This is a genomic window from Myxococcus sp. CA056 (genome assembly GCF_013336715.1).
GTDB classification, from domain to species: Bacteria; Myxococcota; Myxococcia; order Myxococcales; family Myxococcaceae; genus Myxococcus; species Myxococcus llanfairpwllgwyngyllgogerychwyrndrobwllllantysiliogogogochensis.
In genome coordinates, this window is record NZ_JABUMT010000009.1 from 71,612 (window position 1) to 97,751 (window position 26,140).

General features: G+C 68.2%; 20 protein-coding genes. 6 read left to right on the forward strand and 14 right to left on the reverse strand.

Going from position 1 to position 26,140, the window contains the following annotated elements; translation table 11 throughout:
- Nucleotides 1-74 precede the first annotated feature (74 nt).
- From HUA76_RS29790 to HUA76_RS29815, 6 genes are all read right to left on the reverse strand, one after another.
- Entirely contained in the window at nucleotides 75-1,676 is a 1,602-nt protein-coding gene (locus HUA76_RS29790; protein ID WP_174462738.1) for a M56 family metallopeptidase, read from the reverse strand.
- Complete coding sequence (locus HUA76_RS29795; RefSeq protein WP_141645248.1) at nucleotides 1,676-2,065, reverse strand: BlaI/MecI/CopY family transcriptional regulator; 390 nt, start codon at nucleotides 2,063-2,065, stop codon at nucleotides 1,676-1,678. Before HUA76_RS29795 ends, HUA76_RS29790 begins: the two co-directional genes overlap by 1 nt.
- Nucleotides 2,066-2,127: 62 nt before the next feature.
- A complete protein-coding gene (locus tag HUA76_RS29800; RefSeq protein WP_174462739.1) occupies nucleotides 2,128-3,789 on the reverse strand; it encodes a fibronectin type III domain-containing protein in 1,662 nt (553 codons plus the stop codon).
- Nucleotides 3,790-3,929: 140 nt separating this feature from the next.
- Entirely contained in the window at nucleotides 3,930-6,398 is a 2,469-nt protein-coding gene (locus HUA76_RS29805) for a hypothetical protein (RefSeq protein WP_174462740.1), read from the reverse strand.
- A gap of 178 nt (nucleotides 6,399-6,576) precedes the next feature.
- A complete protein-coding gene (locus tag HUA76_RS29810; RefSeq protein ID WP_174462741.1) occupies nucleotides 6,577-8,625 on the reverse strand; it encodes an alpha-amylase family glycosyl hydrolase in 2,049 nt (682 codons plus the stop codon).
- A gap of 231 nt (nucleotides 8,626-8,856) precedes the next feature.
- Entirely contained in the window at nucleotides 8,857-9,495 is a 639-nt protein-coding gene (locus HUA76_RS29815) for an SRPBCC family protein (protein WP_174456412.1), read from the reverse strand.
- Nucleotides 9,496-9,714: 219 nt separating this feature from the next.
- Here HUA76_RS29815 and HUA76_RS29820 point away from each other — a divergent pair, with 219 nt between their 5' ends.
- Complete coding sequence (locus tag HUA76_RS29820; RefSeq protein WP_141645252.1) at nucleotides 9,715-11,187, forward strand: MDR family MFS transporter; 1,473 nt, start codon at nucleotides 9,715-9,717, stop codon at nucleotides 11,185-11,187.
- A 16-nt stretch (nucleotides 11,188-11,203) separates the two neighbouring features.
- On the opposite strand, the gene HUA76_RS29825 is transcribed toward HUA76_RS29820, so the two are convergent.
- The 3 genes from HUA76_RS29825 to HUA76_RS29835 form a co-directional block, all read right to left on the reverse strand.
- On the reverse strand, nucleotides 11,204-12,544 hold the full coding sequence (locus tag HUA76_RS29825; protein WP_141645253.1) for a S41 family peptidase: 1,341 nt from the start codon (nucleotides 12,542-12,544) through the stop codon (nucleotides 11,204-11,206).
- Complete coding sequence (locus tag HUA76_RS29830) at nucleotides 12,531-13,049, reverse strand: MarR family winged helix-turn-helix transcriptional regulator (protein ID WP_141645254.1); 519 nt, start codon at nucleotides 13,047-13,049, stop codon at nucleotides 12,531-12,533. Before HUA76_RS29830 ends, HUA76_RS29825 begins: the two co-directional genes overlap by 14 nt.
- Nucleotides 13,050-13,173: 124 nt before the next feature.
- Nucleotides 13,174-14,565: a glutamate decarboxylase gene (locus HUA76_RS29835; protein ID WP_174456415.1), complete on the reverse strand. Its 1,392-nt coding sequence runs from the start codon at nucleotides 14,563-14,565 to the stop codon at nucleotides 13,174-13,176.
- A gap of 215 nt (nucleotides 14,566-14,780) precedes the next feature.
- Here HUA76_RS29835 and HUA76_RS29840 point away from each other — a divergent pair, with 215 nt between their 5' ends.
- Complete coding sequence (locus tag HUA76_RS29840; RefSeq protein ID WP_174462742.1) at nucleotides 14,781-15,893, forward strand: DNA gyrase subunit B; 1,113 nt, start codon at nucleotides 14,781-14,783, stop codon at nucleotides 15,891-15,893.
- Nucleotides 15,894-15,957: 64 nt separating this feature from the next.
- Here the strand turns inward: HUA76_RS29840 and HUA76_RS29845 are convergent, their stop codons facing one another.
- The gene (locus HUA76_RS29845) at nucleotides 15,958-16,329 is read right to left on the reverse strand and encodes a hypothetical protein (RefSeq protein ID WP_174462743.1); all 372 of its coding nucleotides are present in this window, start codon (nucleotides 16,327-16,329) and stop codon (nucleotides 15,958-15,960) included.
- Between the two features lie 2 nt (nucleotides 16,330-16,331).
- Nucleotides 16,332-17,084 carry a hypothetical protein gene (locus HUA76_RS29850; RefSeq protein WP_141645258.1) on the reverse strand — a complete coding sequence of 251 codons (753 nt, stop codon included), beginning with the start codon at nucleotides 17,082-17,084 and terminating at the stop codon, nucleotides 16,332-16,334.
- 202 nt (nucleotides 17,085-17,286) lie between these two features.
- Here HUA76_RS29850 and HUA76_RS29855 point away from each other — a divergent pair, with 202 nt between their 5' ends.
- Both HUA76_RS29855 and HUA76_RS29860 read left to right on the forward strand, forming a co-directional pair.
- Nucleotides 17,287-17,991: a hypothetical protein gene (locus tag HUA76_RS29855; protein ID WP_174462744.1), complete on the forward strand. Its 705-nt coding sequence runs from the start codon at nucleotides 17,287-17,289 to the stop codon at nucleotides 17,989-17,991.
- Nucleotides 17,963-19,045, forward strand: a complete 1,083-nt coding sequence (locus HUA76_RS29860) for a hypothetical protein (RefSeq protein WP_174462745.1) — start codon at nucleotides 17,963-17,965, stop codon at nucleotides 19,043-19,045. Before HUA76_RS29855 ends, HUA76_RS29860 begins: the two co-directional genes overlap by 29 nt.
- 312 nt (nucleotides 19,046-19,357) lie before the next feature.
- Here the strand turns inward: HUA76_RS29860 and HUA76_RS29865 are convergent, their stop codons facing one another.
- Nucleotides 19,358-20,278: an FAM151A/B family protein gene (locus HUA76_RS29865; protein WP_174462746.1), complete on the reverse strand. Its 921-nt coding sequence runs from the start codon at nucleotides 20,276-20,278 to the stop codon at nucleotides 19,358-19,360.
- Between the two features lie 233 nt (nucleotides 20,279-20,511).
- Here HUA76_RS29865 and HUA76_RS29870 point away from each other — a divergent pair, with 233 nt between their 5' ends.
- Nucleotides 20,512-22,092 (forward strand): fibronectin type III domain-containing protein, encoded by a 1,581-nt coding sequence (locus HUA76_RS29870; RefSeq protein WP_174462747.1) that lies wholly within the window; start codon nucleotides 20,512-20,514, stop codon nucleotides 22,090-22,092.
- A gap of 243 nt (nucleotides 22,093-22,335) precedes the next feature.
- Nucleotides 22,336-23,943 carry a hypothetical protein gene (locus tag HUA76_RS29875; protein WP_174462748.1) on the forward strand — a complete coding sequence of 536 codons (1,608 nt, stop codon included), beginning with the start codon at nucleotides 22,336-22,338 and terminating at the stop codon, nucleotides 23,941-23,943.
- A 182-nt stretch (nucleotides 23,944-24,125) separates the two neighbouring features.
- Here HUA76_RS29875 and HUA76_RS29880 read toward each other — a convergent pair whose 3' ends face one another.
- Both HUA76_RS29880 and HUA76_RS29885 read right to left on the reverse strand, forming a co-directional pair.
- Nucleotides 24,126-24,794: a PQQ-binding-like beta-propeller repeat protein gene (locus HUA76_RS29880; RefSeq protein ID WP_174456422.1), complete on the reverse strand. Its 669-nt coding sequence runs from the start codon at nucleotides 24,792-24,794 to the stop codon at nucleotides 24,126-24,128.
- Nucleotides 24,795-24,827: 33 nt separating this feature from the next.
- Nucleotides 24,828-26,048, reverse strand: a complete 1,221-nt coding sequence (locus HUA76_RS29885) for an HTH domain-containing protein (RefSeq protein ID WP_174456423.1) — start codon at nucleotides 26,046-26,048, stop codon at nucleotides 24,828-24,830.
- Between the last annotated feature and the right edge of the window lie 92 nt (nucleotides 26,049-26,140).

Sequence of the window (26,140 nt, forward strand, 5' to 3'; positions counted from 1 at the left end):
CGGATGAAGTCGAGTGCGGGGAACAGAACTCCCCGCTCATCTCTCCGCTCGCAGCGGACCGCCGACGGTGACCGCTACGGCGAAGCGTCCGCCAGGAAGTCGCTCGGGATGACGAAGCGCGTGACGACCGGTTCGACCACTTGGATGTCCGAAAGAGTGAGCGAGCCGAAGAGGTCGGACTCCTCACGGATGGCATAGCCCAGCTCGGCATCCACCCACTGGGTCAACGTGTCATGCGGAGCGTGGCTCCGGTGCCAGCGTCGGGTGAGGCGTCCCTCGACGATGTCCTCCCCCTGGAGCACGCAGCCCGCCTGATTCTCCGTGCACCCGCCAGGAAGGTGCAGCGGAAGCCCCAGGTCCCCATCGTCGGTAAACACGTCGTAGGTGCGCGCCCTGACATCCAAATTCACCTGCTCATGGGTGTTGACGTCATAGAGGAGCACCAGGACCGAGGACCCATTCTCGGACTCCAGTCGGATGCGCCCACAGCGGGAGACGAAGATGCGGCTGCGCAAGGTGCGCCCGCCGCTCCGGTAGGAGGCCACGGCGGTGAAGTCCTTGGGATAGACCACGCGCGAGCACACCGCCGTGGCGAGCCCTTGCGAGGACCGCGGGGGCAGGGACATCTCCAGCGGCACCTCCCACGCCCAGGCCGCGCCGGAGACCCCCAACGTCGCGAGCACGCCCCCGACGAAACCCACGAGCCGGGCCTGCCGAGGCACCTCCAACACGGGCGACTGACCCAGCAGCCGCCGCACCCGCGCCGCGAGCGGCCGTGCACCCGCGCCCAGCGCCAGCATCGGGCCCTCCTGCCGCAGTTCCTCGAGCCCCAGCAGCGCGCCGGAATACACGCGGACATCGCCACAGAAGCCCACCGCCGCGTCGTCGCAGCAGTGCTCTCGCTCCAGTCGCACCTGACCGGACAGCCAGCGCGCCGCCGGATGGAAGAAGAACAACGCCTCCACCAGGCACTGCACGAAGTTGACGACGGTGTCATGACGCCGCACGTGCGTCAGCTCGTGTGCCACCACCGCCTCCAACTGCTCCCGGGTGAGTCGCTCATCCACGCCGCGAGGGAGCACGAGCACCGGCCGCACCAGCCCCAGCACCAACGGAGAGGGCGCGAGGGAGGACTCCCGCACCTCCACCCCGCGGCGCAGGCCCAGCCGCTCCGCGACGTGCGACACCGTCAGGCGCACCGACGAGGAGGCCGGCCTCGCGAGGCGAACCAGTCGCTGCGTCATCCGCCACCAGCCCAGGGCGAGGCGCAAGAGCGCCACACACGCCCCGCTGAACCAGAGACCGCCCAGCACGATGGGCCACGAGATGTCGAAGGCCACGGGCTCCGTCGCCGCCTGGAACGTCGGGCTCGGGAGGGAGGCTCCCGCGAGCGCCTGGGAGTCCTCGACGATGGACGTCACGCGCCCGCTCGCTCCAACGTCCAGCGGCGCCGGAACGGAGTTCGGGGACGACAGCAGCAACGTGACCACGGGCGCGAGCACGAGCGCGGCCAGGGCCAGACACCCCACCGCATAACGAGCCCGCGCGGAGCGGCGCCGCAGCAACCACAGCGAGGCGGCCGCGACCAGGGCCACGACGCTCGTCTGCCACACGCCATGGACCAGCCACAGGGCCACACCTCGCCCCCACTCCGCCATCAGCCAGGCGGGGCTCATCACTTCTCCCCCTTCTTGTCCGCGTCCAACAACCGGCGCAGGTCCTCGAGCTCCTCCTTCGATGCGGGCTTGAGCGACAGCGCCTGCACGGCGAGCGCACCCGAGGAGCCCCCGAAGACGCGGTCGAGCAGGTCCTTCACCAGCTGACGCTTGGTGCGCCCCTCCGCGACGCTCGCGGCGTACACGTGGCTGCGCGAGCTCTCGTCACGGCTCACCAACCCCTTGGCGGACATCACCTGGAGCTGCTTGAGCGTGGTGGTGTAGCCCGCGCTCTTGCCGTCCTCCCGCCCGAGCGCCTCGTGAACATCGCGCACGGTGCTGGGACCGCGCTTCCACAGCACGCCCAGGATGGCGAGCTCCACGTCCGTGGGAATGGCATCCGTCGTCATGCCATCTAAGTACGACGTCAGTCGTATGTTGTCAACGATGCACGTCGTACTTCCGCGAGTCGTTACTCCGCGACGACTTCTTGCGAGGGGCCCTTCGCGCCATGGGCGGAGATGCATCTGCCGAAGTCGAACGGCTGCTGCGGGGTGAGCGTGCACCGGGACAGGTCACCTCCGGAGTCTCGCTCGCACTCGGGCAGCCGTCCCTGGTTCGCGTCCCGGGTGGCATCCCAGCCCGACAGGCAGCCCAGCTGGTGCTCTCGCGCGAACTCCACCAGGCCGCGCTGGTGCTCCAGGGTGAACTCCCGTCCATTGGGATGACGCCCGAACATGGGGCACGCCCCCAGGCGCCGCCACACCTTCGCCGCGTCCCACCGAGGGAAGGCCGCGGAGACATGCGCGTGCATGCCCCGGAGCGCGTGGACACAACACTCCAGTGCATCAACCGGTGCCGACTGCCCGAACTCCATCAGCAGGCCATTGATGAGCGACGGCTCGATGCCCGCGGAGGACAGCTTCTGGAGGAAGCGCACCCCACCGTCGTTGAAGCCCACCAGCGAGCCCGGCGCGCCGTCCGCGGGCAGCGTGTAGGAGAGCTTCAGCGTGGGGTAGACAGCGAGCAGTTGGGAGAGGGCCGCGAGGTGGCGCACCTGTGCGTCCTCGTCATGGAGGAACGCGCCCTCGAAGTCGAAGTCAAGGTGGCGGACTCCGTAGTTGCGAAGGACAGCCGCGTAGGTCGCGACAAGCATCGCCACCTCGGTCTCCTCGGCCTCGAGGGGCACGTTCGACGCGCCACCAAAAGACAGCACCACCGTGCCGCCGCTTCGGCGGAAGGCTTCGATGTCCCTCTTGCCGTAGTCGGAGACCGTCGCGTCCCCCGAATACGACTGGCCATCCTCCGAGTCCACCAGGGTGGTGTTGCCACCCCAGGACACCGCCCTGGCACCCCCGTCCGGTCGCGCCACGAGGAAGCCGAGGAAGAAGCCATCCAGGCCGGCCTCTCTTCCGTACTCGGACACGCGCGGCGTGGGCCACGACGTGTAGTCCACGAACGGGGCCCGGGGCACGTCCCAGTCCCCCGCGTCCGGCGGCGCGGCCGACGTGCGAATCTTCACCGTGTCCGAGGACGCCGACACGTTGTCGGACACATCCAGCGCCACCACGGAGACCTGGTACTCGCTCCCCGCCGACAGGCCCATCAGGGTGATAGCCGGCCGCGTCGACGAAAGCGTCTGGGCCACACCACCGCCCACCTTCGAGTACGTCACGCGGTAGCCCGCGACGGCGACATTGTCCGTGGACGCGTCCCAACCCAGGGTGACGAGTGCGGAGCCCACGAGGGTTGCGCGCACCCGCTTGGGCGTCGTCGGAGGCTCGCTGTCTCGAGGAGGGTCCGCGGGGCGCCCGTTGACGGTGAAGTCGCGGGGGAGCGGCCCCAGGTCCTGCCCCTCCCCCCGCACCGACAGCCGGAACTCCGTCGAAGCGCGTGGAGGGATGACGTTGCGTTCGGCCACGAGCCGACCGGACACCACCTCCCCGCTGCGCGTCCAGACCAGCCCGTAGTTGTTCTGGATGACCTGCTTCGCCCCCACCTTGAAGGTGATGACGGGATTGACCACCACCTCGTCCGACAGGTTCAGCAACGTCACCTTGAAGGTCGACCCCCAGGGACCGCCGCCTGACACCCACTCCGGACGCGCCACCACCACCAACGTGTTTCCCACCATGCCGACGGTTGTGCCGGATGCGCGGCGGGCACGACATTGCCCACGGGTTCCTGCCCCTTGTCTCTCAAGAGACAGGGTCCGGAGGAAGACGCGAAGCGCCCCGCACGGACACCGCGGGGCGCCTCCATGCATCCAGCGTCCTACGGACGACGCTGGGCCAGCAGCCACTCGTAGAGGTTCGGGGTCTGCCAGGCGGCCCCCGTGTCATACGCGCGCCCCCAGGCCCCGTGGCCGACACCGGCATAGACAGAGACCTTGAGCGAAGGCGTGGGCGCGCAGGCGTTGAGCCGGTCCACGAACTGCGAGGCCGACCAGCCCCAGTCGTTGTCCACCGCGCCGTAGAACATCCAGGTCTTCACACCGGCCTGGGCGATGTAGCAGGTGTTCGTGGGGACGTTGCCCAGGTCCGGCGCCCAGACGACATCGCCGTAGTGGGCGCCATCCGTGGGCGCAATCGCGGCGAGCCGCTGGGCATTCGCCAGGGAGAACTCGGGGAAGGCCGTGGTGCCGAAGCCGCCGAGCGACAGGCCCGTCAGGTAGATGCGCTTGGGGTCGATGCGGTGGTTGGCCAGCGCGAGGTCCAGCATCCGCTCCACGTGGTACGGGTGCCACCCGGAGGTGCTCGCCGATATCTGGGGCATCAACACCACGAACGACTCCGTCACCCCGTTGACGACGTACTCGAGCTGCGCGCCGTCCTTGATTTTCAAGGGCAGCGCCGTCTCCAGCACCTTGGTCAGCTCCGTCGTGCCGTTGCCTCGCTGGCCCAGGCCGTGGAGGAAGACGATGAGCGGCCACTGGCGGTTGGGGTCCACGTTGTAGCCAGGCGGCAGGGACTCGTAGTAGCCGATGGTCGTGTTGTAGAGCTTGGGCACGGTGGTGGACCGCGCGGTGAGTGTCCGGGGGGTGGAGATGACGGGCGGTGCGTTGCGGCGCTGCCTCAGCAGCCACTGGTAGAGGTTGGAGGCCTCGGGCGCCGTCGGATTCGTCGCACGGCCGATGACCCAGTGGTCACCATCCGCGTAGCGCGTGTACTTCGGCGCGGGGTCCGGAGCCGGTGAGCAGGCATTGAGCCCGTTCACCGCGCCATCCGTCGTCCCCACACCGACCGTCTGGTCATCCACCGCGTGGAACGCCCACACCGCGACGTCCTGGTTCGCCAGCCGGCAGAGCTGCGACACGCCGCCCGAGGTGTGCACGCGCCCACCGGCCACCGGCGCAATCGCGGCGACCTGGAGCGCGTTCGCGTCCGAGCGCTGCGGGAAGGTCCACGTCTGGAACGCGCCCAGCGAGTAGCCCACCAGATAGACGCGGTCCGGGTCGACGCGGAGGTTCGTCCGGGCCGTGTCGAGCATGACCTGGGTGAAGAAGTCCTGCCACTCGCCATAGGACTCGTGCAGCTGCGGCTGCAGGACGATGAAGGACTCCGTGACGCCGTTGTTCACGTACTCCAGTTGCGCGCCCGTCTCCACGGGGATGCTGGTGCCCAGGATGATGGGCAGGCTCTCCGGCGTGCTGCCGCGCTGGCCCAGGCCGTGGTGGTAGACGATGAGCGGCCACTTGCGGGTGGGGTCCGTGTTGTAGCCCCGGGGCAGCGACTCGTAATACTGGATGACCTTGCTGTTGGCCGTGACGGCCTTCTGGGTGACGGTGCGCTGGAAGGGCGAGCCGGCGCCGGTGCTCTGCACCACGGACACACTCACGTCATCGGCGGCGCTGGCGCCCTCGCTGTCGGTCGCGGTGAGGCGGAAGACGTAGGTGCCCTGCACCAGGTTGCTCGCGACCAGCGGGCTCCACGGGCTCTGGTAGATGCGCGCGGTGTTGGGGCCGGAGACCTGCGTCCACTGGAAGGTGATGGCCTGCCCTTCCGGGTCCGTGCCCGCTGGAGGAATGGCCACGGTGTTGCTGGGCAGCGGCACCGTGCGGTCCGCGCCGGCGTTGGGAACAGGGGGACGGTTCACCACCACGCCGTCGTGCTCGATGAGTTCGAGCACGCCCAGGTAGCCATAGATGGCGCCCGGCTTGAGCGACACGGTGACCTCCAGCGCGCCGCCCGACGGGGCCAGGCCCGTGAGCTCGGCGATGCTGTTCACGTTGTTGCGCGCCTGCAGCTCCACCGACTGGGCGCCGATGGTGAACACCGTCGTCCGGTCCGACGTGAGGTCGTCGGTGACGCGCGAGGCGAACAAGCGCACCGAGTAGGTCCCGTTCACCGCGAGCCCGGAGATGCGCACCTTCGCCAGATCATCGAGCGTGCCCATGTGGTTGCCGATGAACTGCGAGTCCTGCGTCGCCGTCGCCGGATAGAGCGCGCTGCTGGTGGTGCCGTTGCCGTTGTTGGCCCCCGTCCAGCCCTGCCAGAAGGAGTCCGTAATCTGGAGCGTCAACCCGGACGAGACACCCGCCGAGTCCACCAGGTTGTTCAGCGTCGTCCCCGAATGGCCCACCGTGACGTTGTTCCAACCAGGTGTCGTGGAGATGTCCGCGCCGAAATCAATCAGGAACCGTCGCTCGGCGGCCATCGCCTGCGCCGCGAACAACACCTGAAACAACGTGAGAGCGACCGCGAGACCACGAAGCCCGGGCACGGCCCGGCGGGAGAAAATCATGATGGAAACCCTCCTGGGGGAACCACCATGCTATCCGGACACAGCTAGTATTTCATGTTTTACGGCTATGCGGCTTCATGCGACACCGCTACACATGCCACGGTATTGAAACGTGAGAACCCCGCCGCCCTCTTACTGAGAGACGACGGGGTCCAGGTGCTTCGAGGGAGGTGATGGGCTACTTGTCCCGCGACAGGATGACGACGCTGTACGGGCCCAGGTTGTTGAGGGAGCCGCTGGCGGGCAGGCCGTCCTTGCCGTTCCACTTGCCGCCCACGTCGAAGCTCTGGGCATTGCCGAAGTCGCCGGAGTAGCCCTGCCAGTCGCTGTTGTAACGCACCTTCCACGTGCCGTCGGAGGGCAGGCCCAGCTCGTAGTTGGAGAGCTGCTTGCCGCCGAAGTTGACCACGACGATGGTGTCGTCGCCCGGCCCGCCCTTGTCCCAGCGGTGGAAGGCGATGACCTTGTCGTCGTTGTTCACGTGGTGGACGTTGACGTTCTCCCCACGCAGGCCCGCGGTGTTGTCGTTCCAGTTGCGCCGCAGCTTGATGAGGTCCGTGTACGCCTGGTTGATGCCGGCGAAGGACTCCTTCTTCTGCCAGTCGAGCGGGTCGCCGTCCTGGAAGTGGCCGTCCTCGAGGAACTCCTGGCCCTGGAAGAGCATGGGAATGCCAGGGCTGGTCATCGTCAGCGCGGCGCCGATGAGCGAGCGCTTCTTGGCGTGATACCCCCCGGAGTCCCAGCCGCCCACCTCGCTGGGCAGCCGCTGCTTGCCATTGGCCACCTCGTCGTGGCTCTCCGTGTAGATGACCCGCTGGGTGGCATTGCCGTTGTATTTGAAGCCAATCGCGCGGGCGACGGCGTTCATGTCGCGGTCCGCGTCGGAGAAGGCCGTCAGCGCCGTGCGCACGGGGTGCACGAAGTTGGAGTCCCACTGGCTGTCGAAGTTGGCGCCATCCGGGTGCGTGAGGCCGCCCTCGTTGCCCAGGTCCTCGGCGATGATGATTTTCTGCGGGAACTCGCGGTTGACGGCGTCGTTGATGTCCCGGAGCAGCTGCCAGCCCTGCGGATTGTCCGCGCCGCTGGCCTGACGGATTTCCTTGGTGGCATCCAGCCGCAGGCCGTCCATGTGGTAGTCGCGCAGCCACATCATCGCGTTGTCACGCAGGTAGTCGCGCACCTCGGGGCGGCCGTAGTCCGGCCGGGTGTCGCCCCACGGCGTCTTCGCGCGCCAGTCCGTGTAGAAGTAGCTGCCGCCCTTGCCGTACGTCTCGCCGTCGAAGTCCCAGTGGGGCAAGTCACTGGGCCCCAGGTGGTTGTAGACGACGTCCATCACCACGCCGATGCCGCGCTTGTGCGCCTCGTCGACGAAGCGCTTGAGGTCCTCGGGGCTGCCGTAGGCGCTCTCCGGCGCGTTGGGGAAGGCGGGGTTGTAGCCCCAGCTGAAGTCGGCGGCGAACTCGGCCGAGGGCATCAACTCCACGACGTTGATGCCCAGGTCCTTCAGGTGGTCCAGCTTGTCGATGGCGCTCTGCCAGTTGCCGGGGCCCCAGCCGGGTGAGTCGTTGAACGTGCCCACGTGCATCTCGTAGATGACCGCCTCGTTCCAGGCCGGCATCTTGAACTCCCAGTCGTGCTTCCACTCGTAGGACTTGTGGTCGACGATGACGGAGTTGCCCGTGGAGTTCGTCACGTCGTTGGCGCGCGGGTCTCCCTTCCAGCGCCAGTCGCCGTGCTTGCCCTGGATGACGTACTGGTACTGCTCACCGGCCTTCGCGCCGGGGACGTCCAGGGAGAAGTTGCCGCTCGGCTCGCGCTGGAGCTCCACCGACTCCCAGTTGCTGAAGTCACCGGCCACCTGCACGCGCTGGGCGTTGGGGGCCCACACGCGGAAGGTGCTCCCGCCGTCGTAGGGAATGGCGCCCATGCCCGGACGACTGGAGGGCTGGGTGGGCATGGGCACGGCGGTGGCCCGGGGCAGCTCCGCCACCAGGCTGCCGTCCTTGCGGACAAGCTCGCGCCCCGTGGGGCCGTGGTCCGGCGGAGCACGCCGAGCCTCCGCGCCGCGCGTCCGCCGGACATCGTCGAAGAAGTCCTTCACCGCCGGCCCGCGCGCGCCAGCGCCCTTGGGACTGGACGCGGGCTGCGACGACTTCGCCTCGGCCTCGGTGGAACGGGACGTGGAAGAGGTGGCGGGACGGCTCGGTGGGGGAATCCGGGTGGGCATGGCTCGGCCGTTGTCTGGAGAAATCCAGAATCAGTATCGAGCACACGCCTACAAGGTTGCTTGAGCCATGTTTCAGGCGCCGCTGACGCCCCTGAAACCGCATCAACCTGAAAACAAAAACACGTTATTCACGGCTGGTACCCCCATCCGAGCCCGCTGCCTCGAATCCGGGGGTCGACTCACACCCTCTGAGAATGGACGACACAGGGACGCACCTTCCCGGCGTCGGTCCTACTCGCGCGGGAAGCGAGGCTCCCGCGTGACGACGACGTCGTGAGCGGCATCGCGAGTCAGGGCGTCTCCATGAAACCCGGCCTCGCCCACGGAGGGCGCGGAGGAGCCGCGCGAGGCCTCCGCCACGCTCTTGATGTCGGCCAGGCCCCGCTCGAAGTCCCGGCCCATCATCTCGTCCATGCTGGCGAAGAGCTGGAGCGCCTTGCCGGCGAAGGTGTTCTCCCCGGACATCACCCACGTCAGCTTCACGCCGTCCGCGGTGGGCGTGAGCAGGTACTCGGTGGTGTTGGTGGCCCGCATCGGCGCGGTGAAGTCGAGCCGGATTCGCACGTACGCGGGCGGGCGGCTCTCCATGATTTCCATCCGCCCGGAGCCCGTCCGCTCCCCCCGCCACTCATAGATGGCGCCCACGCCCGAGGCCGCTCCGGCCAGGGAAACCTGCTGGGTGGGCTCCAGCTTCCACCAGGGCGACCACTGCTCCCAGTACCGGAAGTCGTTCACCAGCGCGAAGACGACGTCGGCGGGCGCGTGGATGGTCGCGCTCCGCTCGACGCGGAACGTGCCGGGTCGCTGGCCGATGGCGAACAGCAGCAGCACGACGATGACCGTCGAGATGACACCTGATGTCTTCTTCATGAAAACTCCCGAGCGTTCAAAAGGAATGGATACGTCGGGCCCCCCCGGGCCATGCACCGAGCGCTCAATCGCCGCTCTTCAGCGGCGACGAATGAGGACCCCGCAAATCGACACGTGGTTTTCGAATTTCCCGGTCTTTCCAAGTGCCCGGAAAGATTGAGGCTGGCGACCTCGGGGAGCACCCATTAGAAGTGGGCGCCCTCCTCGACGCCCGACACCATGAGAAAGACCCACCGTCCCCTCACCACCGTGGCCCTGGCCCTGAGTCTCTTCATGGCGGCCCTGGAAGTGACTGTCGTGTCCACCGCCATGCCCACCGTGGTGGGCGAGCTGGGTGGCATCCAGAGCTACGCGTGGGTCTTCACCGCGTACATGCTGTCCTCCACCATCACCGTGCCCATCTACGGGAAGCTGGCGGACCTGTACGGTCGCAAGCCCATCATCCTGTTCGGCATCGGGCTGTTCCTCGCGGGCTCCATCGCCAGCGGCCTGGCGTCCTCCATGGGGATGCTCATCGCCTTCCGGACGCTTCAGGGCCTGGGCGCGGGGGCCATCCAGCCGGTGGCGCTCACCATGATTGGTGACCTGTACACGATGGAGGAGCGGGCCCGGGTGCAGGGCGCGTTCAGCGCGGTGTGGGGCGTGGCGGGACTGGTGGGCCCCGTCACGGGCGGCCTCATCGTGAAGTACCTGAGCTGGCACTGGATTTTCTTCATCAACGTGCCGGTGGGGATGCTCACCTTCGCGCTCATCGTCGCCTTCTTCCACGAGCAGGTGCAGCACAAGCCGCAGCAACTGGACTACGCGGGCGCGGGGTTGTTGTGCGCGGGCGTGGTGGCGCTGCTCTTCGGTGTGCAGGGCGTGGGAACGAACCTGTGGGCCCTGCCGGCCGCGCTGGTGTTGCTGGTGGCCTTCGTCCAGGTGGAGCGCCGGGCCCCGGCGCCCGTCATCCCGATGACGATTTTCAAGCACCCCGCCATCGCCATCTCCTCCGTGGCCGGGGCGCTCTTCTCCGCGGCGATGTTCGGAGCGACCACATATGTGCCGTTGTACGTGCAGGCGGTGCTGGGCGGCTCGCCCACGACGGCGGGCGGGATGATTACGCCGATGATTGTCGGCTGGCCGCTCGCGGCGCTGTTCGCGGGGAAGCTCTTGCTGCGCACGGGCTTCCGGCCGCTCATCGTCGGAGGGCTGGGGCTGACGGTGGTGGGCACGACGCTGATGGCCCTGCTGCTCAAGCAGGACGCGCCCCTCTTCGCGCTCCAGGTGGCGATGGCGCTGTTCGGCGTCGGCCTGGGCTTCGCGTCCACGGCGCTGCTCATCGCGGTGCAGACGAGCGTGGGCTGGGAGCTGCGGGGCGTGGCCACCGCCAGCAACATGTTCTTCCGCACCATCGGCGGAGTGCTCGGCGTGGGGTTGATGGGCGGGGTGATGGTGTCGCGGCTCTTGGCGGACCCGACGATTCCCGTCGAGGCCGCCAACGCGCTGCTCGGTCCCGAGCGGGGCCACGCCTCCATTCCCGAGGCGACGCTGCGGACCTTGAGCGGCGCGCTGACCTCCGGGCTGAGCATCAACTTCTGGCTCATCTGCCTCTTCGCGGTGGGCGCCTTCATCGCGGGGCTGTTCTTCCCCCGCGTCCAGCGCAACGCCGGCACGCCCGTCGCCACCGAGGCCGCCGCCGCGCCGCACTGAGGCGCGCGCGACGCCCTCACCCCCGCGAGAAGACGCGGGGAGCGGGCTCCGTCACCCAGAACAACTCCAGGGCCTTGCCCGGCAGCCTCACGCGCAAGCTGTCCGTGCCCTCGACGGCGAAGAGGCCGTCCTCCGTCATGGGCATCAGCCGGCCAGGCGGACGGCCCGGCCGCACGAGCCACAAGCTCCCGTCACGCAGGCTCACGTCGATTTCTCCATAGCGCCCCGCAAGCGACTTGAGTCGCGCCGAGGAGAGCGACACGGGCCGGCGCTTCGCCTCCAGGCCGGCGCGCGCCCACGCATACTCGGCCAGCTCCTGCGCCGTGGCTCCCGGACGCTGGGCCAGGCGCTCCACCGCCATGGACAGGGCGACCTCCAGGGCCTCGGTGGCGGGCACCTCCCGGTCCGGCGCCACGCCCGTGCCCTCCCAGTTGGACTGGCTGACGGCGTGGACGGGGCGGCCCTCCGACACACTCAACTGGAAGCACGGCGCCACCGGCAGCATCGCGTTGTTGTTCGCCGCGCCCGCCGTCCGCGTGCCCACCAGGGTGCCCAGCTTGAACTGCTGCACGTCGTACGCGAAGTCCTCGCCCGCGGAGCCCACCCGGCCATCAATCAGGACATACAGCGGCTTGCCCATCAGCCGTCCCGCGGGCACGTGCTCCAGCGTGCGAGACTGGACCGGCGGCTGGGTGCCACTCTGGAACGTCATCAAGAGCGTGTCCGGCGCCAGGAAGTGGCTGACCAGGTACTGCACCGCCGCGTGCGAGCCACCGCCGTTGCCGCGCAGGTCGATGATGAGGGCGTCACCGTCGCGAAGGAACCGCATCGCGTCGTCATAGACGCCGCCCGTCTCGTCGCGGACCCACATGAAGCCGGTGACCTTCATCGAGCGCACGTTGCCCGGATGGACCTTCAGCTCCGTCAGGCCGTGGTGCTGACGCAGGGCCTGCTTCCGGTGGAACGCCTCGGCGCTGTCGCTCGCGGAGACCTTCGGGCCCGCCTGCTGCGCGGCGAACCAGGCGGGGTCATGAATCAGGTACAGGTGCCCGTCTCCGCTGGCCGCCTTCAGGTCCTCGGTGACGTGCTCGGCGAGCTGCCCTGGCGTGTTGCCCGCATACCGCCCGGACTTCCGACCGCGAGCCAATCGCTCGAGGATGACCGCGCGCTTCTCCGGGAAGACATACGAGCGCTGGATGACCGACTCGATGGTGTCCAGGGTGGTGGCCAGCTCCGCCGGGGTAAGCGGCCCGCGCGCGGGCGTCACGGGAGGCGCCACCCTCGGTTGGGCATGGGCGCCTCCGCCCAGAAGGAGCAGCGAGGCAAGGACGGCGAGCCACGGCCTAGACGTCTTCATCTGAGTCTCCGGTGTCATTCGAGGTGTCGATTCCCAGCCGCTCTCCGGCCCGGGCGCGCAGCCCTCGCCGGTCCAGGGCCTGGTCCAGTCCATCCAGTTGCGCCATCAGCGAGGGAGCACCTTCGCGCAGCAGTTCGTCCGCCCCCTGGGCGATGGCGGCCCACAGCGGCGCGAGGCGCGTGGCCGTCCGCTGCCCCTTCGCACTGAGCAGCAGTCGCTGACGACGGCCATCCTCCGGGTCCGGCTTGCAGAGGATGAGTCCCTCCCGCTCCAGCGCGGTGCGCACCTGGCTGACCGCCGCATGGGTAATCCCGAGCCGCGCGGCCAGCTCGCCCACCGTCAGCGGACCGGAATCCCTCAAGGTCGTGAAGACCGCGTACCAGCGGGGCTCGAACCGCTCGCCCGCGGCGCGGTAGAGGGCGAGCACGTCCCGGTCCATCCGCTCCACGAGACGCCGCAGGCGCGTCCCGAAAGCCAGGGTGCCCTGCTTCCTGAGGGAGTCCATGAACTCCGTTATCGCTTACGGAGTTTCGCGAAGCAAGGAGGTCGCGGGGGGCGGGCGCTGAAATACGAGACGGGAGCGCGCCCCCCCCCATGGACACGCCCCCGTCTCGTGAAGCAACAGCCACTCAGTGGTGGTAGCCGGACGCCTCTTCCCGGGTCATGGGCGCGCTCACCGGGTGGCGCTTGAAGTGCTCGATGCAGGCGAGGAGGTCCGTCACCAGCAGCGTGGCCAAATCCCGGCTGACGCCGTGGCGCACCAGCACGCGCTGCACCACCAGGTCCTGGAGGTTGGCGGGCATGGGGTACGCGGGCACCAGCCAGCCCCGCTCACGCAGCCGGTCCGCCAGGTCGTAGAGGGTGAAGCCCGGGTTCACCCCGTCCTTCATCTTCCAGCACACACCGGGCACGCCGCCCCGGCCGTCGTAGACGATGTCGAACAGGCCAATCTGCTCGATGGCCTTCGCGATGACATTCGCCGTGTCCGAACACGCCTGCTGCAGTCGCCGGTAGCCCTCCTTCCCCAGCCGGAGGAAGTTGTAATACTGGATGACAATCTGCCCGCCCGGCCGCGAGAAGTTCAGCGCGAAGGTCGGCATGTCGCCGCCCAGGTAGTCCACGCGGAAGATGAGCTCCTCGGGGAGGTCCTCCTTGTCGCGCCACACCACCCAGCCGCAGCCCAGCGGCGTGAGGCCGAACTTGTGGCCGGAGGCGTTGATGGACTTCACGCGCGGCAGCTTGAAATCCCAGACGACGTCCTGGTGGATGAATGGCGCGAGGAAGCCGCCGCTGGCCGCGTCCACGTGGATGGGGATGTCCAGCCCGGTGCGCTTCTGGAGCCCATCCAGCGCGGCGGCGATCTCCTGCACCGGCTCATAGATGAGGTTGAAGGTGATGCCCAGCGTGGGCACGACGCCGATGGTGTTCTCGTCGCACAGCTTGAGCACCTCATCGGGCGTCATCATCATGCGGCCCTCGGCCAGCGGTACCTGACGCAGCTCCACGTCGAAGTAGCGCGCGAACTTGTGCCAGCAAATCTGCACCGGCCCGCAGATGAGGTTGGGCTTGTCGGTGGGCTTGCCCGCCGCCTCGCGCCGCTTGCGCCAGCGCCACTTGAGCGCGAGTCCTCCCAGCATCGCCGCCTCGCTGGAGCCGGTGGTGGAGCAGCCCATGGTGTTGGCCGCGTGCGGCGCGTGCCACAGGTCGGCGAGCATGTTCACGCAGCGCGTCTCGATTTCGGCGGTCTGCGGGTACTCGTCCTTATCAATCATGTTCTTGTCGAGGCACTCGTCCATCAGCTTGTGCACCTGCGGCTCCGACCACGTCTGACAGAACGTGGCCAGGTTCTGCCGGGAGTTGCCGTCCAGCAGCAGCTCGTCGTGCACGACGGCGTAGGCATGCTCGGCGCTGTGCTCCTCGTCGGGGATGCGATACTTCGGCATCGGGACGGACAGGTCCGGCGAGGCGTAGACGTCATCGTTGATGCGGTCCCGGACTTCATCTTTTCCATGCAGGGGCATGTGTTCTCCTCGCGTCGGTCCACCGTGAAGGCATCACTCGGACGTGAGATGGAGTCACCCGCCCGGAAGGGCGTCGTCTCCGGGAGAGGGGCAGGCCGACGGGCAGCCGCCCGCTCCACCTGGAGGATGCGGCTTGTCAGGCGCGTCGCGAGCGGGGATGCCCTTTTTGATAGGGTTGGGACATGTTCGAGACAGGGGAGGAAATGCGCGGGCTCATGCGCCGTCGCCCTGGCCTGTATCTCGGGGGCGCCAACGGATTTGCCCTCCACTCACTCGCCGAGGTGGTGCTCCGGTCGGGCGCCGTGGCCGCCAGGGAGCGAGGGACACGCGAGGTATCCCTGCACATGGGGGCGGACGGCTCCTGCACGGCCGTCTTCGACGGCTGGAGTTGCCCGGCGGGAGTGGAGGCCATGCCGGAGGAGGTCGAGGGCTGGCTCTCCCTCACGAGCTACGAGCCGAGGGGCACCAGGCCCGAAGGTGTCGCACGGGGACTGGTGCTTCCGACGTGCTACGACGACCTCGCGATGGTCAGCGTCTTCTCCTCGTCGCTCGACGTCCGCGTGTGGGGACAGGGACGGGCCTGGGGACAGCGCTTCCGTGAAGGGATTCCCCAGGGAGGCATGCGGCCCGAGGTGCTCGACGTGCCCGCTTCCGACTCGGGTTTGCGCCTCGTCTTCACTCCGGACGCGTCCCTCTTCGCGGAGCCCCCGCGCGAGGTCTCCGAGGAGGTGATTCGGAGGATGCGGGAGCTGGCGGCGCTCGTCCCGGGAGTCCTCTGGCGGTTCCACGACGTGACATCGGGACGCGAGGAGCGGATCCTCCGCGAGCAGGGGCTCGCGGACCTGTGTCGCGAATCCACGGCGTCCTCGGGGCCGCTCCACGAGCCCTGGAGCTTCGAGGGCTTGTCGGGCACGACGCGGTTCCGACTCGCGATGCAGTGGTGTGAGCGCCCCGGTGAGGGCTTCGCCTGTTGGGGCAACCTCCAGCGGTGCTCGCATCGCGACATCCCCCGCGAGGGGCTGAGGCGGGGCCTGCATGAGGCCGTGAGCGCCAGGAGGGCGGCCCTCGGGTATCGCCAGACAAAGCTCCCGTTCAGCAAGTCCGCGCTGGCGACGGGACTCACGGCGGTGATGGAGCTCGTCGTCCCCGTGCCCATCTGGCACCGGCACACGCACGACAGGTTGGAGACCCCCGAGGTCGAGCGCGCCGTGGCCGGGCTCGTCGCGAAATGGGTGGAGGAGGCGCTCGCGCGAAGTCCGGAGCTGGAGGCGCGGCTGCTGCCGCTGGCGGCCGTGCGCGCGCCCTCGATGCGCGCGTCACGACGATGACGCACCCGGCCTGACTTCCCCATCGAGTCGACAAGGGCAACTCCAGCGACTCCCAGGTGCTCTCTCAGCGAGTCTCGCCCTGGAACGCCTTCACGAGGGCGTTGATACGCCGTCCGCTCGGGTCCTCCTTTCGCGGGTCAGCGATGACAAGCACCATCTTGCCGGAGACCGTCGCGGCTCCGGCGGCATTGCCAACGAGCGTCCAGCCGGACTCCTCGGCCTGCCGTGCCTTCTCGGTGCTTTCGAACACACACACCGTGGCGTCCAGGCCACTGACCTTTCCAGCCCGGCACTTGCCCCCCGGAAGCTTCTCGCCCACGTCGGTGAACGCCGAAGGCGACTCTCCCGCCGCCTTCCACGCATCAAGCACATCATCCACCCCGCTGGAGCACCCCGCCACCAACAGCAGCATCAACGCCAGAGCCACTCTCGGCACGCTCAATCCCGTCCCTTGTACTTCTTGTGTTTGTGCTTCTTGTGTTTCTTGTGCTTCTTGTGCTCGTGGTGGTCGCAGTGGTCATGATGCACATGCACGCGCTCCTCCCGGACGACGCGCCCCTCCCACTCAGGTGGCGGAGGCGGCGGAGGCGGCCCTCCCACCCGAATCTCGACGCTGGGCACCGGAATGTTCAGGCCCACCTGGATGACGGGGCCGCGGTACTCGGGCGGAGGACCCACGGTGATGACCGGACGCGGAGCGCTCCAGGAGCGATACACCGTATTGACGCGCACCAGACTCGGGCTCCCTTGCTTGTACTCCTGGGGATACTCGCCCGCGTAGTAGCTGACGTCCTCCTTCTCCACGAACTCGTGGCGCGGCGGAGGCTCGTAGGAATGATAGTGCGGCCCATCGTGGTAGCAGTACTCCACCACGTCCCTGTCGACAGAGATGTTGACGAGGACGTTGAGCACCACGGGATGGTGCCCGTAATAGGCATGCCGCGGCCCCTCGTAGCCAAAGGGCGTCGGGTCTCCAATGAAGACATAGACGTTTTCACGCGTACGATAGAGCGTGTCGGCGTGCAGCGGGGCGGCGGTGTGCACATGCACCATCTCCATGTGGCACAGCCCATCCGCCGGTTGCCCGGTGCGGGGGTGCATGCCCGCGTACCTCCACTGCTTCGCCTCGACCACACCGGCGGAAGCGAGCAGGAGCATCGCGAGCAGGCCGGCCAGATTCATCCGTGACATGGTGGGGTTCTCCCTCGGAGCCGCATTCTATACCGGACCCTTTTCCCGAGAGGTCGAGCACACTCACATCCGAAGCCCGCACCTGCAGTCCCTGCTCGCGTGCTCCACGAGCAACCCCAGTACCGCGGACACGAAACATTTCCGCACCATGACACTCCGCTCCAGGATGCACGCGGCCGAGTAACCTTTCCCTCCGCCTCCGATGCTCCTCCCCTCGCCCCGCTCTCTGCGCCGTTGGCTCCTCTCACTGGCGGGCCTGCTGACTGCCATCGGAGTGGGAGTAGAGGTCGCCTACTCCGCGCTCGGCGCGCGGAAGCTGGAGCCCCTCGTCGCATTTCTCTCCCTGAGCTACGAGCGGAACCTGCCCACCTGGTACGCCTCGGCATTGTTGCTGAGCTGCGCGCTCGTGCTCGCGGGCATCGCCCGCGTGGCGGGACGCCCCCGGGAGCAAGGATGGATTCACTGGTGGGCCCTGGCGCTTGTGTTCGCGTACATCTCCCTGGACGAGAGCGTGGGTCTCCATGAGCACCTCGGAAGCCTGCTCTCCCTGAGTGGAGTGCTGTTCTTCACCTGGGTGGTGCCCGCGGCAATCCTCGTGGTGCTCGGCGGACTTGCCTTCCTGCCCTTCCTCGCGCGGCTCGCGCCGCGACGGCGCGGACAGTTCATCCTGGCGGGTGTGCTGTACGTGGGTGGCGCGCTGCTCATGGAGCTGCCGCTGGGGTGGTGGACGGAGCAACACGGCAACGACAACCTCGTGTATGCGCTCATCGACCACGTGGAGGAGGCACTCGAGCTGGTCGGGGCCAGCCTGTTCCTCGCGGCGCTCGTGGAGGAGCTCAGCGAGCGCGTGGAGTTCGCGGTGCGAAAGGAGGCGGCCCATGGCCCTGGCCCAACCGCGCCCTCCTGAGACACAACCTCCGGTGGAGTCTGTACGAGAGGCCGCTCCTGTATCGGCGCGCTCTTCGTACATCATAGGGCCCACCTATGACTGGGCCTTCTTCCTGCTGCCGCCGCTGCTGGCGCTCGGGTTGGGCATCGCCATCTCAGGCACGCACTTCAGCGACACTCCCGTCCAGTTCTTCGGCCAGGAGAAGACGTGGGCCGGGCTGATGGTGGGCAGCATCATCCATGCGCACCTGGTGGCGGTGTTCTTCCGCAGCCATGGCAACCCCGCCATCTTCCGGCTCCATCCACTGCGCTTCGTCCTCGTCCCCGTGCTGGCCTGGGCGGTCATTCGCGGCTTGGCGGTGGTGGCCGCCGCCGCCACCGTGCTCGCGACGTTCTGGGACGTGTGGCACTCGGGGCTGCAGACGTTTGGCCTGGCACGCATCTATGACCGCAACCAAGGCAACCCACCCGCCGCGGGGCGCCGGCTCGACTACTGGCTGAACCACCTGCTGTACGTCGGCCCCATCCTCGCTGGCGCCACCATGCTGGACCATTTCAGCAGCTTCGAGTCCTTCGAAGCGGTGGGAATGCCGTGGCTCGCCTCCGTGCCCGCGCGCATGACGGCCACCCACCGCGCCTGGACGATGGGCGTCGTGGCCGTGGGGGGCACGTTCCTCGTCTTCTACGTGGCGGCCTCGGTACACCTGTTGAGGAAGGGCCACCATCTCTCCTTCCACAAGGTGTTCCTGTTGGTCACCACAGGCGCCTGCTCCATCTACTCCTGGGGCTTCAACACCTGGGGCGAAGCGTTCTTCATCATGAACCTGCTCCACGCCATACAGTACCTGGCGCTGGTGTGGGCCATGGAGGGCGAGCGGCTGCGTGAGCGGCTGCGGCTGAAGTGGCGCGGGCTCGCGCTCGCGTTGTTCCTGGGCACGGTGCTCACCTACGGCGTGTGGGCCGAGCTGCTGGACTCCGACCTGGAGAGCCTCTGGTCCCTCACCCTCGTCGTGTCCCTGCTGCACTTCTGGTACGACGGCTTCGTCTGGTCCGTCGCGCGCAAGCAGGTGTGAGCACCTCGCTCCACCGGGCTGGCGCTGGTGGAGGAGCTTCCCACGGGCACGGTGACGCTGGACTTCGACCCGGGCACGTTCTCGTTCCAGGTGGCGCGGGAGAAACGGCGGCACCCACCGGATGCGGGGCGTCAAGGCCAACGGTCAACACTGGCGTTCCTTGAGGCGGTGGACTGTCCTCTCCCTGGGACTTGCCTCCACGCGCACGGGCCGCCACCTCCAAGCGGAAGCGGTCCACCACCAACCCGCCCCAGCGGCACCGGACTCCAGATGCACCGGGCTCGCCAGGTCGCGACTGTCACCGCTCTTCGTTCAGAAGAGCCTGTCCCATCGCGTCCGGGCCCAGTTCTTCCCCGCGTCGAGGCCGTCACGCACGCCGTCCGCCCTCGAGAGTGAGCCCCAATTGTAGTTGGAGCCGATGTCGACCATCCCGTCGACACCTCGGGCCCGCATCTCCGCGGCGACCTTCGTCGGGTCCTCGGCGTTTCCCCAGACCGAGACAGTCCCCGCGGTCTTGAAGACCTCGATGGCCTCGTCGGTCAGCGATTCATGATGCACCACGAAGGTGGTGGGGCCTCCGCCCGCTCGTCTTGCCTCGTCGACCATCTGCCGGGCATCAGCGGCCCTCACCGTTCCGTCGCCGGGCGGCGGATTGATGGCGAGGATGGCATTGGGAAAGCGCGTGCGAATCTCTTCTCCCCAGGTCTTCACGTCGCCGAAGCCCAGGTTGAGCATCAGTCGCTCCTGGGGAACACCCACGCGCTCAATCTCGTCGAGCACGGCCCCCATGTGCTCGCCTTCCTTGATGTCGAGCTTGAGCCCACGTCCCGACTCCGTCCCCATGCTCAGCCATTCATGGAGGGAAAGGTTGTCCCCGCTCTCGTGCGTCGTGTCGTGACGCATCTCCAGGGAGTCGTGGTTGAGCTCCTTCCGGACGTCGCCCTCGAACCAGTTGGCCTCACTCTGGAGCGCGGCCTGGAACTCCTCCTTCGTGTTGGTGCGATGCGCGTTGCGTGCCTCGGAGAGTGGCATGTCCCCGGACCAGGTGTTTCCCGGCGCGGAGGCCCGCTCGATGGTCCGTGCGCCGCGAGGCGCCTGGAAGCTGTCCACCTGGGAGTATCCCGTGGGCTCCCCCGCGGACTTTGTCTTGGGAGGCGGTGGGGGCGGAGGCGGTGGAGGCTTGGGCCGTGCGACAACCTTGCGGCGAATGCGATTCAGGAAACCGAATGACATGTGAGACCTCCCATTCCAATTCTCGGGAGTTGATTCAGGAGGGTGCGGGAGCTGCCCCGTGGACTGAGCCGGGCGATGACTTCAGAACGCTTGTTCTCAAGCGGCTCTTTCATTGCGAAGGTCAAACTTTGACCTGGATGGACACGTGAAGCCTGTCTTCATTGTTGCCCCGGGTGCGGGGCCTTAGGCTGCGGCGTGTTTCCATCCATGGAATGACATTTCAGGAGGTCACCGTGACGCGTCGTGTACTCATGCCTTTCGCCGGCTTGTGCAGTCTTCTGTTGAGCCTCTGCGTGGGGTGCGGCGTCTCATCCGTGCCTGGCGAGGAAGAAGCGCTGCCAGAAGCCGCCCGTGTGTCGAGTCCCCTGGCGGACACCGAAGCTCCGCCCGTCCCCACGGGCTTGAGCATCCTCGCGGCGAACAGCGGTGTCATCCTGTCGTGGGACCCGAGCCCCGCGGCGGACCTCAAGGACTATGCGGTCCGCTACCGCGTCGTGGGACAGACGACGCCGTCCTACAAGTGGGGAGTGGGCGCGCCGCCCCTGACGCTCCCGGGGCTGGTGAATGGAGTGACCTATGCCTTCGAAGTGAAGGCCCAGGACACCTCGGGCAATGCCTCGGCGTACTGCGCGGCGGTGAACGCCACGCCTACGCCCACCGGGCCGGACGTGACACCTCCCGTGGTGCCAGGACAACTCGTGGCGACTCCAGGCGACACCGTGCTCGGACTGACCTGGAGCGCCAACACCGAGCCGGACTTCCGGCGGTACACGGTGAAGTACCGCGCCGCGGGGGCAGCGACCTACAGCTACCGCTACAGCCTCACCCAGCCCCTGGTGACGCTCACGGGGCTGGTGAATGGCACGACCTACGAGCTGATGGTGAAGGCCGAGGACCTCTCCGGCAATGCCTCGGGCTATGCGACGCCCATCACTGCCACGCCCGCGGCGAGCACGCCGCAGTGCCCGACCTTCGGCGCGCCGGTCAATCTGACGCCCCACAACATCGCCATCCTCACCGATGCCTCGGGGCTCGCGGCCAGCAGGGCCAACGCCCAGGTCGTCTGGACGCACAATGACCGGTGTGGCGCCAGCGGCGGCAACTGCGTCGAGCATGTCTACGCGCTGAGCGCCGTGGACGGCCATTTCCTGGGCACCTACACCCTGTCGAGCAACCCGAACCTGGATTGGGAGGACATGGCCATGGGCCCCGGCCCCGTGAGCGGCGTGGACTACGTCTACGTGGGCCGCATCGGTGACAACAATGGCCTGCCGAGCGTGCGGGAAGTCGTGCGATTCCCCGAGCCGACCGTCAGCGTGGCCCAGGCGCCCGTGACGGTGCCCGTGAGTGGCGTGGAGCGCTTCCCGTTCACCTATCCAGGCGGCGTGGCGCCCAACGCGGAGGCGATGTTCGTGGACTCCCAGGGCGACATCTACATCGTGACCAAGGCGCCGTCGGGACACTCGCAGGTGTACCGCTATGCCGTGCCGCTGAACGCGCCGGGCGTGTCCCGGACGCTGGAGCTGGTGGCGGAGCTCGACTTCCTGCCGGGCTCGACGGCGGAGGAGGACCGCGTGGTGACAGGGGGCGCCATCTCCCCTGACGGCGGGGAGATTCTCATCAAGACCTATACGCACACCTTCCTATGGAAGCGACAGGCGGGGCAGAGCGTCCCGGCGGCGCTGCTGGGGACCCGGTGCGAGGTGACGAACCCCGGCTATTCGGAGGCACTCACCTTCGCTCCAGATGGCAGCGCCTTCTTCTCGCTCGGCGAGGGCAACACCAAGGCGCTCAAGCGCGTCACGCGGCTGTAGAGCCCGACAGCTCCGCGCGGCCATCCCCATCAACCCGTTCATGCTCGCGCCCCCGCGCGACCCGAGCGGCGCGAGGCACCGTATCGAAACCCATGTGGCTTTTCATCCCGGGTGGGTCTGGAGGCCCTCGTCGCGCGGTTCCGGAGCCGCGTTCTCGCCGCAGTGGGGCCGTGTGAATGGGGCCGGCATGGGGGCAAACCATGGCATGCCGTCTGCAAACTCGCGGTGCATGAAGGTCAACCGATGAATGACCCACGCCGCGCGCCCCTTTTTTCGGGCCCACGAACCTTCCCGATGGGCGAGGGCGCCGCCGGTCGTCGCGGCGTCCTCGCCCTGGCGCTCTGTCTGGGGCTCGGGAGCACCGCGGCCCTGGCGTCTCCAGACAAGGCCCCCTTCCCGAAAGGCACGGTCCTGGACGAGAAGCTCCTGAAGGATTGGGGTAGGGGGAGCACGCTGAAGCGCCTCGCCTGCGAAGGTCCCTTTTGTTTGTGGCACCTCATCGATGACTTGGGTTCCTGCTCCAGCGGGTACTGCGCGCTCGAGACACTGATGCTGTCGGACCTCCAGGGGGAGGTCCTGGGGGCAACCTATCGCCTCGAACACGCCCCAGCGAACACCGTGAGGTTCCTCGACCCGGAGCATGTCGAGGTCGTGACCTCGAGCAAGAACCGGCTGCCCTACACCTTCGTCGACTACGGCCTGGCCCAGAAACAGGTGTACCGGCGGGTCATGAAGGTGTCACGGGATGGGGCGCGCTTCATCGCTGTGCCCAGCCAGGAGCCGAAGTGGACGAAGTCCAGCGCTCGGGTCGTGAACGCGCCAGTGAGCCCGAAGCCCCCCAAGCCTCGGGCGGTGAGTGACGAACTCCTCTCTCGGGCCCGCGCCCTGTGTCCCATGGGCGTGCGTTTCAATCCGCTGGAGTACGTCTGTCGGGATGGGACGTGCCTGCTGCTGCTCACGGGGTTCAAGCCCGATCCCGCTCCCGATGCCGTGCCCGAGGATGCGTCCTTGATGTCGGACGGCCGCCTCAAGGGGCCGTTCTGTGTCCTCGTCGTCAAGGGGAAGGAGCTCCACCTGGTGGCGTCCGAAGACTGGGCGACCTCCGTCCTGGTGGAGCCGACGTTCTATCTGTTCTGGGGCCCCATGGGCGTGCGCGGCTCGACGGTGGAGCTAGAGACGTTCTCCCGGGAACGGCCGGGATACATGGCGTTCGCCAGCACCGCGGGAGCGGTCGTCAATGGGAGCCATCCCTACCCCGTGAGGTTCGCACGGTCCGCCGAGGACGCGCTGGCATTGGCTCCCACGGTCCAGGCCTACACGCAGGCGCATATCTCCTGGGGGCTCGAGGGCTGGAAGGACGCGGCGGACCTGGCGTTCGCGTGGCGCCTGGCGCGCGTGGGCGGAGCGCTCTCCCTCCACGTCGAGGTACATGATGACAAGGTGGCCCCCTTGGGGAGTGGCGAGGGGCTGCATTCAGACCACCTCGAGCTCACCGTGTGGCAGGTGCGATCTTCTGGCCCGCGCTCTGAAGATTTCAAGCTGGGGGTCCTGCTCGGGGCCGGAGGAAAGGTCGAGGCGCGTGACTGGACGAGAGATGCGCACCCGGGGCTTCCGTCCATCCAGGGCGCCTGGCGCAAGCGTCCCCGTGGCTACGAGGTGACGCTCACACTGCCGTTGGCGGAGCTCGGCGTCAGCGAACCCCTCGTGGCCGCCAGCTTCTCGCTCGCGGTCTCGGACGCGGATGCACAAGGCAAGCAGGAGACGGTGATGGGGCACGACGGGATGCTGCGCTTCTGGACCGAGTACCCACCGAGCATCGTCGAGTACCGCCGCCTGGACCGCAGGGACTGACGCGAGGGAAGAGGGCTGCGACGGTGAGCGTCAAGGTCGCTGTCGCGTGAGAGGGTTCAGGCCATGCGCTAGTGGGCTACCAGCTCCCCGAGGCCCAAGGGCCCCGTTCGCGGCGGAGTTGATGTCTGCTGCCTGCGATGGAGGACCCCGCCGCCGTCGCGCCGCGGCGGCGGGTCCTCTCATCAGCGGCGGGAGCGTCGGGGCCGCCTCACGGCGCGCACCTTCCCGCTCGCGCCGCCGCCCGCGTAGAAGAGGTCGCCCTTGTCGGCCTCGAGCCCCGTGACGCTCATCCCCTCGGGCAACGTGAGCCTGACGAGCACGCGGCCGTCAGCCGGGTCGAGTCGCCGGATGTCACTCGCGCCGTCTTCCAGGGTGCCGTGCCACAGCTCGCCTTCCGCCCACGTCACGCCCGTGACAAAGCGGTTGGACTCAATGGTGCGCAGGATGGCGCCCGTCTCGGGGTCGATTCGATGGATTCTCCGGCCGCGGTACTCGCCCACCCACAGCGAGCCCTCGGCCCAGGTGAGCCCCGAGTCACTGCCATTGCCCGGAGCCGGGAGCGTCTTCAACACCTGTCCCGTCTCGGGGTCGATCTTCCGGATGAGCCCTCCGCCGAGCTGAAACAGATACCGCCCATCGAAGGCGGTCCCCGCGTCACACGCGACGGCCAGGGTGCGCACGGGTTCACCACTCGCCGGGTCGAAGGCATGAAGCGTTTCGCCGCCAGCGAACCAGACCTGTGCGCCGTCGAACGTCACGCCGTGGACGCGCGAGGCGCCCTCGAACGGGCCGTACTCACGGACGACCTCCGCTGGCTGTGTCTCCTCCACCTCGCTCCGAGTCTTGTCCATGTCCGCGCTCCTTCCGATGTCCCGTGGTCCGCTCTACCCAGGGAAACCCGAGGTGGGGAGTAACAAGGTCGTCGTGAAGCCGCTGACCGGGGGAGCCACCCAGCGTCTCGCGCGGCCACGCCCCAGCACCTGGACCTGTCCGGCCTCTTCCAGCGTGGCGAGCGCGCGCTGCACCGTGCGCTGACTTGCCCCCAGCGCGAGCGCGAGCGCGGAGGTCGACCAGTGCTCACCGTCCGCGAGCAGCGCCAACACGGCCCCGTCCGCCCCCTCGACGGGCGGCGTGAGGACCCGGACCTCCACCGGACGACGGGGAACCAGGACGAAGCCGCGCGGGGTCGCCTGGATGTCCACCAGGTCGCGCGACTGCGTGCGCAGACGACCCAGCTCCACGCGCAGCCGCGCGCGATGCGAGGCATTCACCCGCCGCGCTCCGAACACGTGCCAGACGAGCGCATCGCGTGAGGCGTCACCCGGCCAGGCCTCGGCCAGCACCCGCAGGAGCGCGAACAACACGGGGCGCGTGGACAGCGACACGACCCGCGAGCCCGAACGGAACGCGCGACGACAGGCGTCAACGACGAGGTGCTCCGAGCCGAGCAGGGACTCGACCTCGTCGAGCAAGACAGGCCGCGCCTCGCCCCGAACGACGACTCGCGCGGCGGGGATGCTCAGGACCCGGGCCGCATGCTCGACCTCGGCGCCCAGCGCGGGGATGCGCGCGTTCCGGGCGGCGACGCGTGCGTGTTCGAGAGCGGTGCGGGCGGAGCGAATCTCCCCCCGGCGCAACGCCACCTCGAACGACAGCAGCCGCGCGAGCGTCGAATGCATCGCGGGCGCATCGCGCGGGTCGAGCTCGGCCAGCAACCGCTCGGCCGCATCGACACGTCCCAGCACCAGGGCATGCCGTGCCTGCAACAGGCGCGTGTAGCGCGCGTTCTCGGAGTCGCCATGGAGTTCGAAGGTTCGCAGCGCCTCGACGAGCACGAGCTCCGCGCCTTCGAAGTCGCGGGATGCGAGCGCCACCTCCGCCTCCGCGACACCGCAGCGCGCCCGCGCGAGGACGTCCCCGGAGCCATAGGCGCGCGCGGCACGCTTCAACAGATGCAGGGCCCTGGGGAACTCGCCCAGCTGCGCCATCGCGACCCCTCTCAGGGCCAACGCCGGAGCGTCCTCTCGGAGCGCCACGCGTTGAAGCGCACCGAGTGGGTCTCCCTCACGAAGCGCCCGAGCCGCCACGGTGACCAGCACATCCATGCCGCGCATCCTCCAGCACCCCACCTGCGTTGGGAAGCCCGTCGCCTTTGTTACTCCCGCCCCACGCCCGCCACCCATTACGTCTGGAGTCC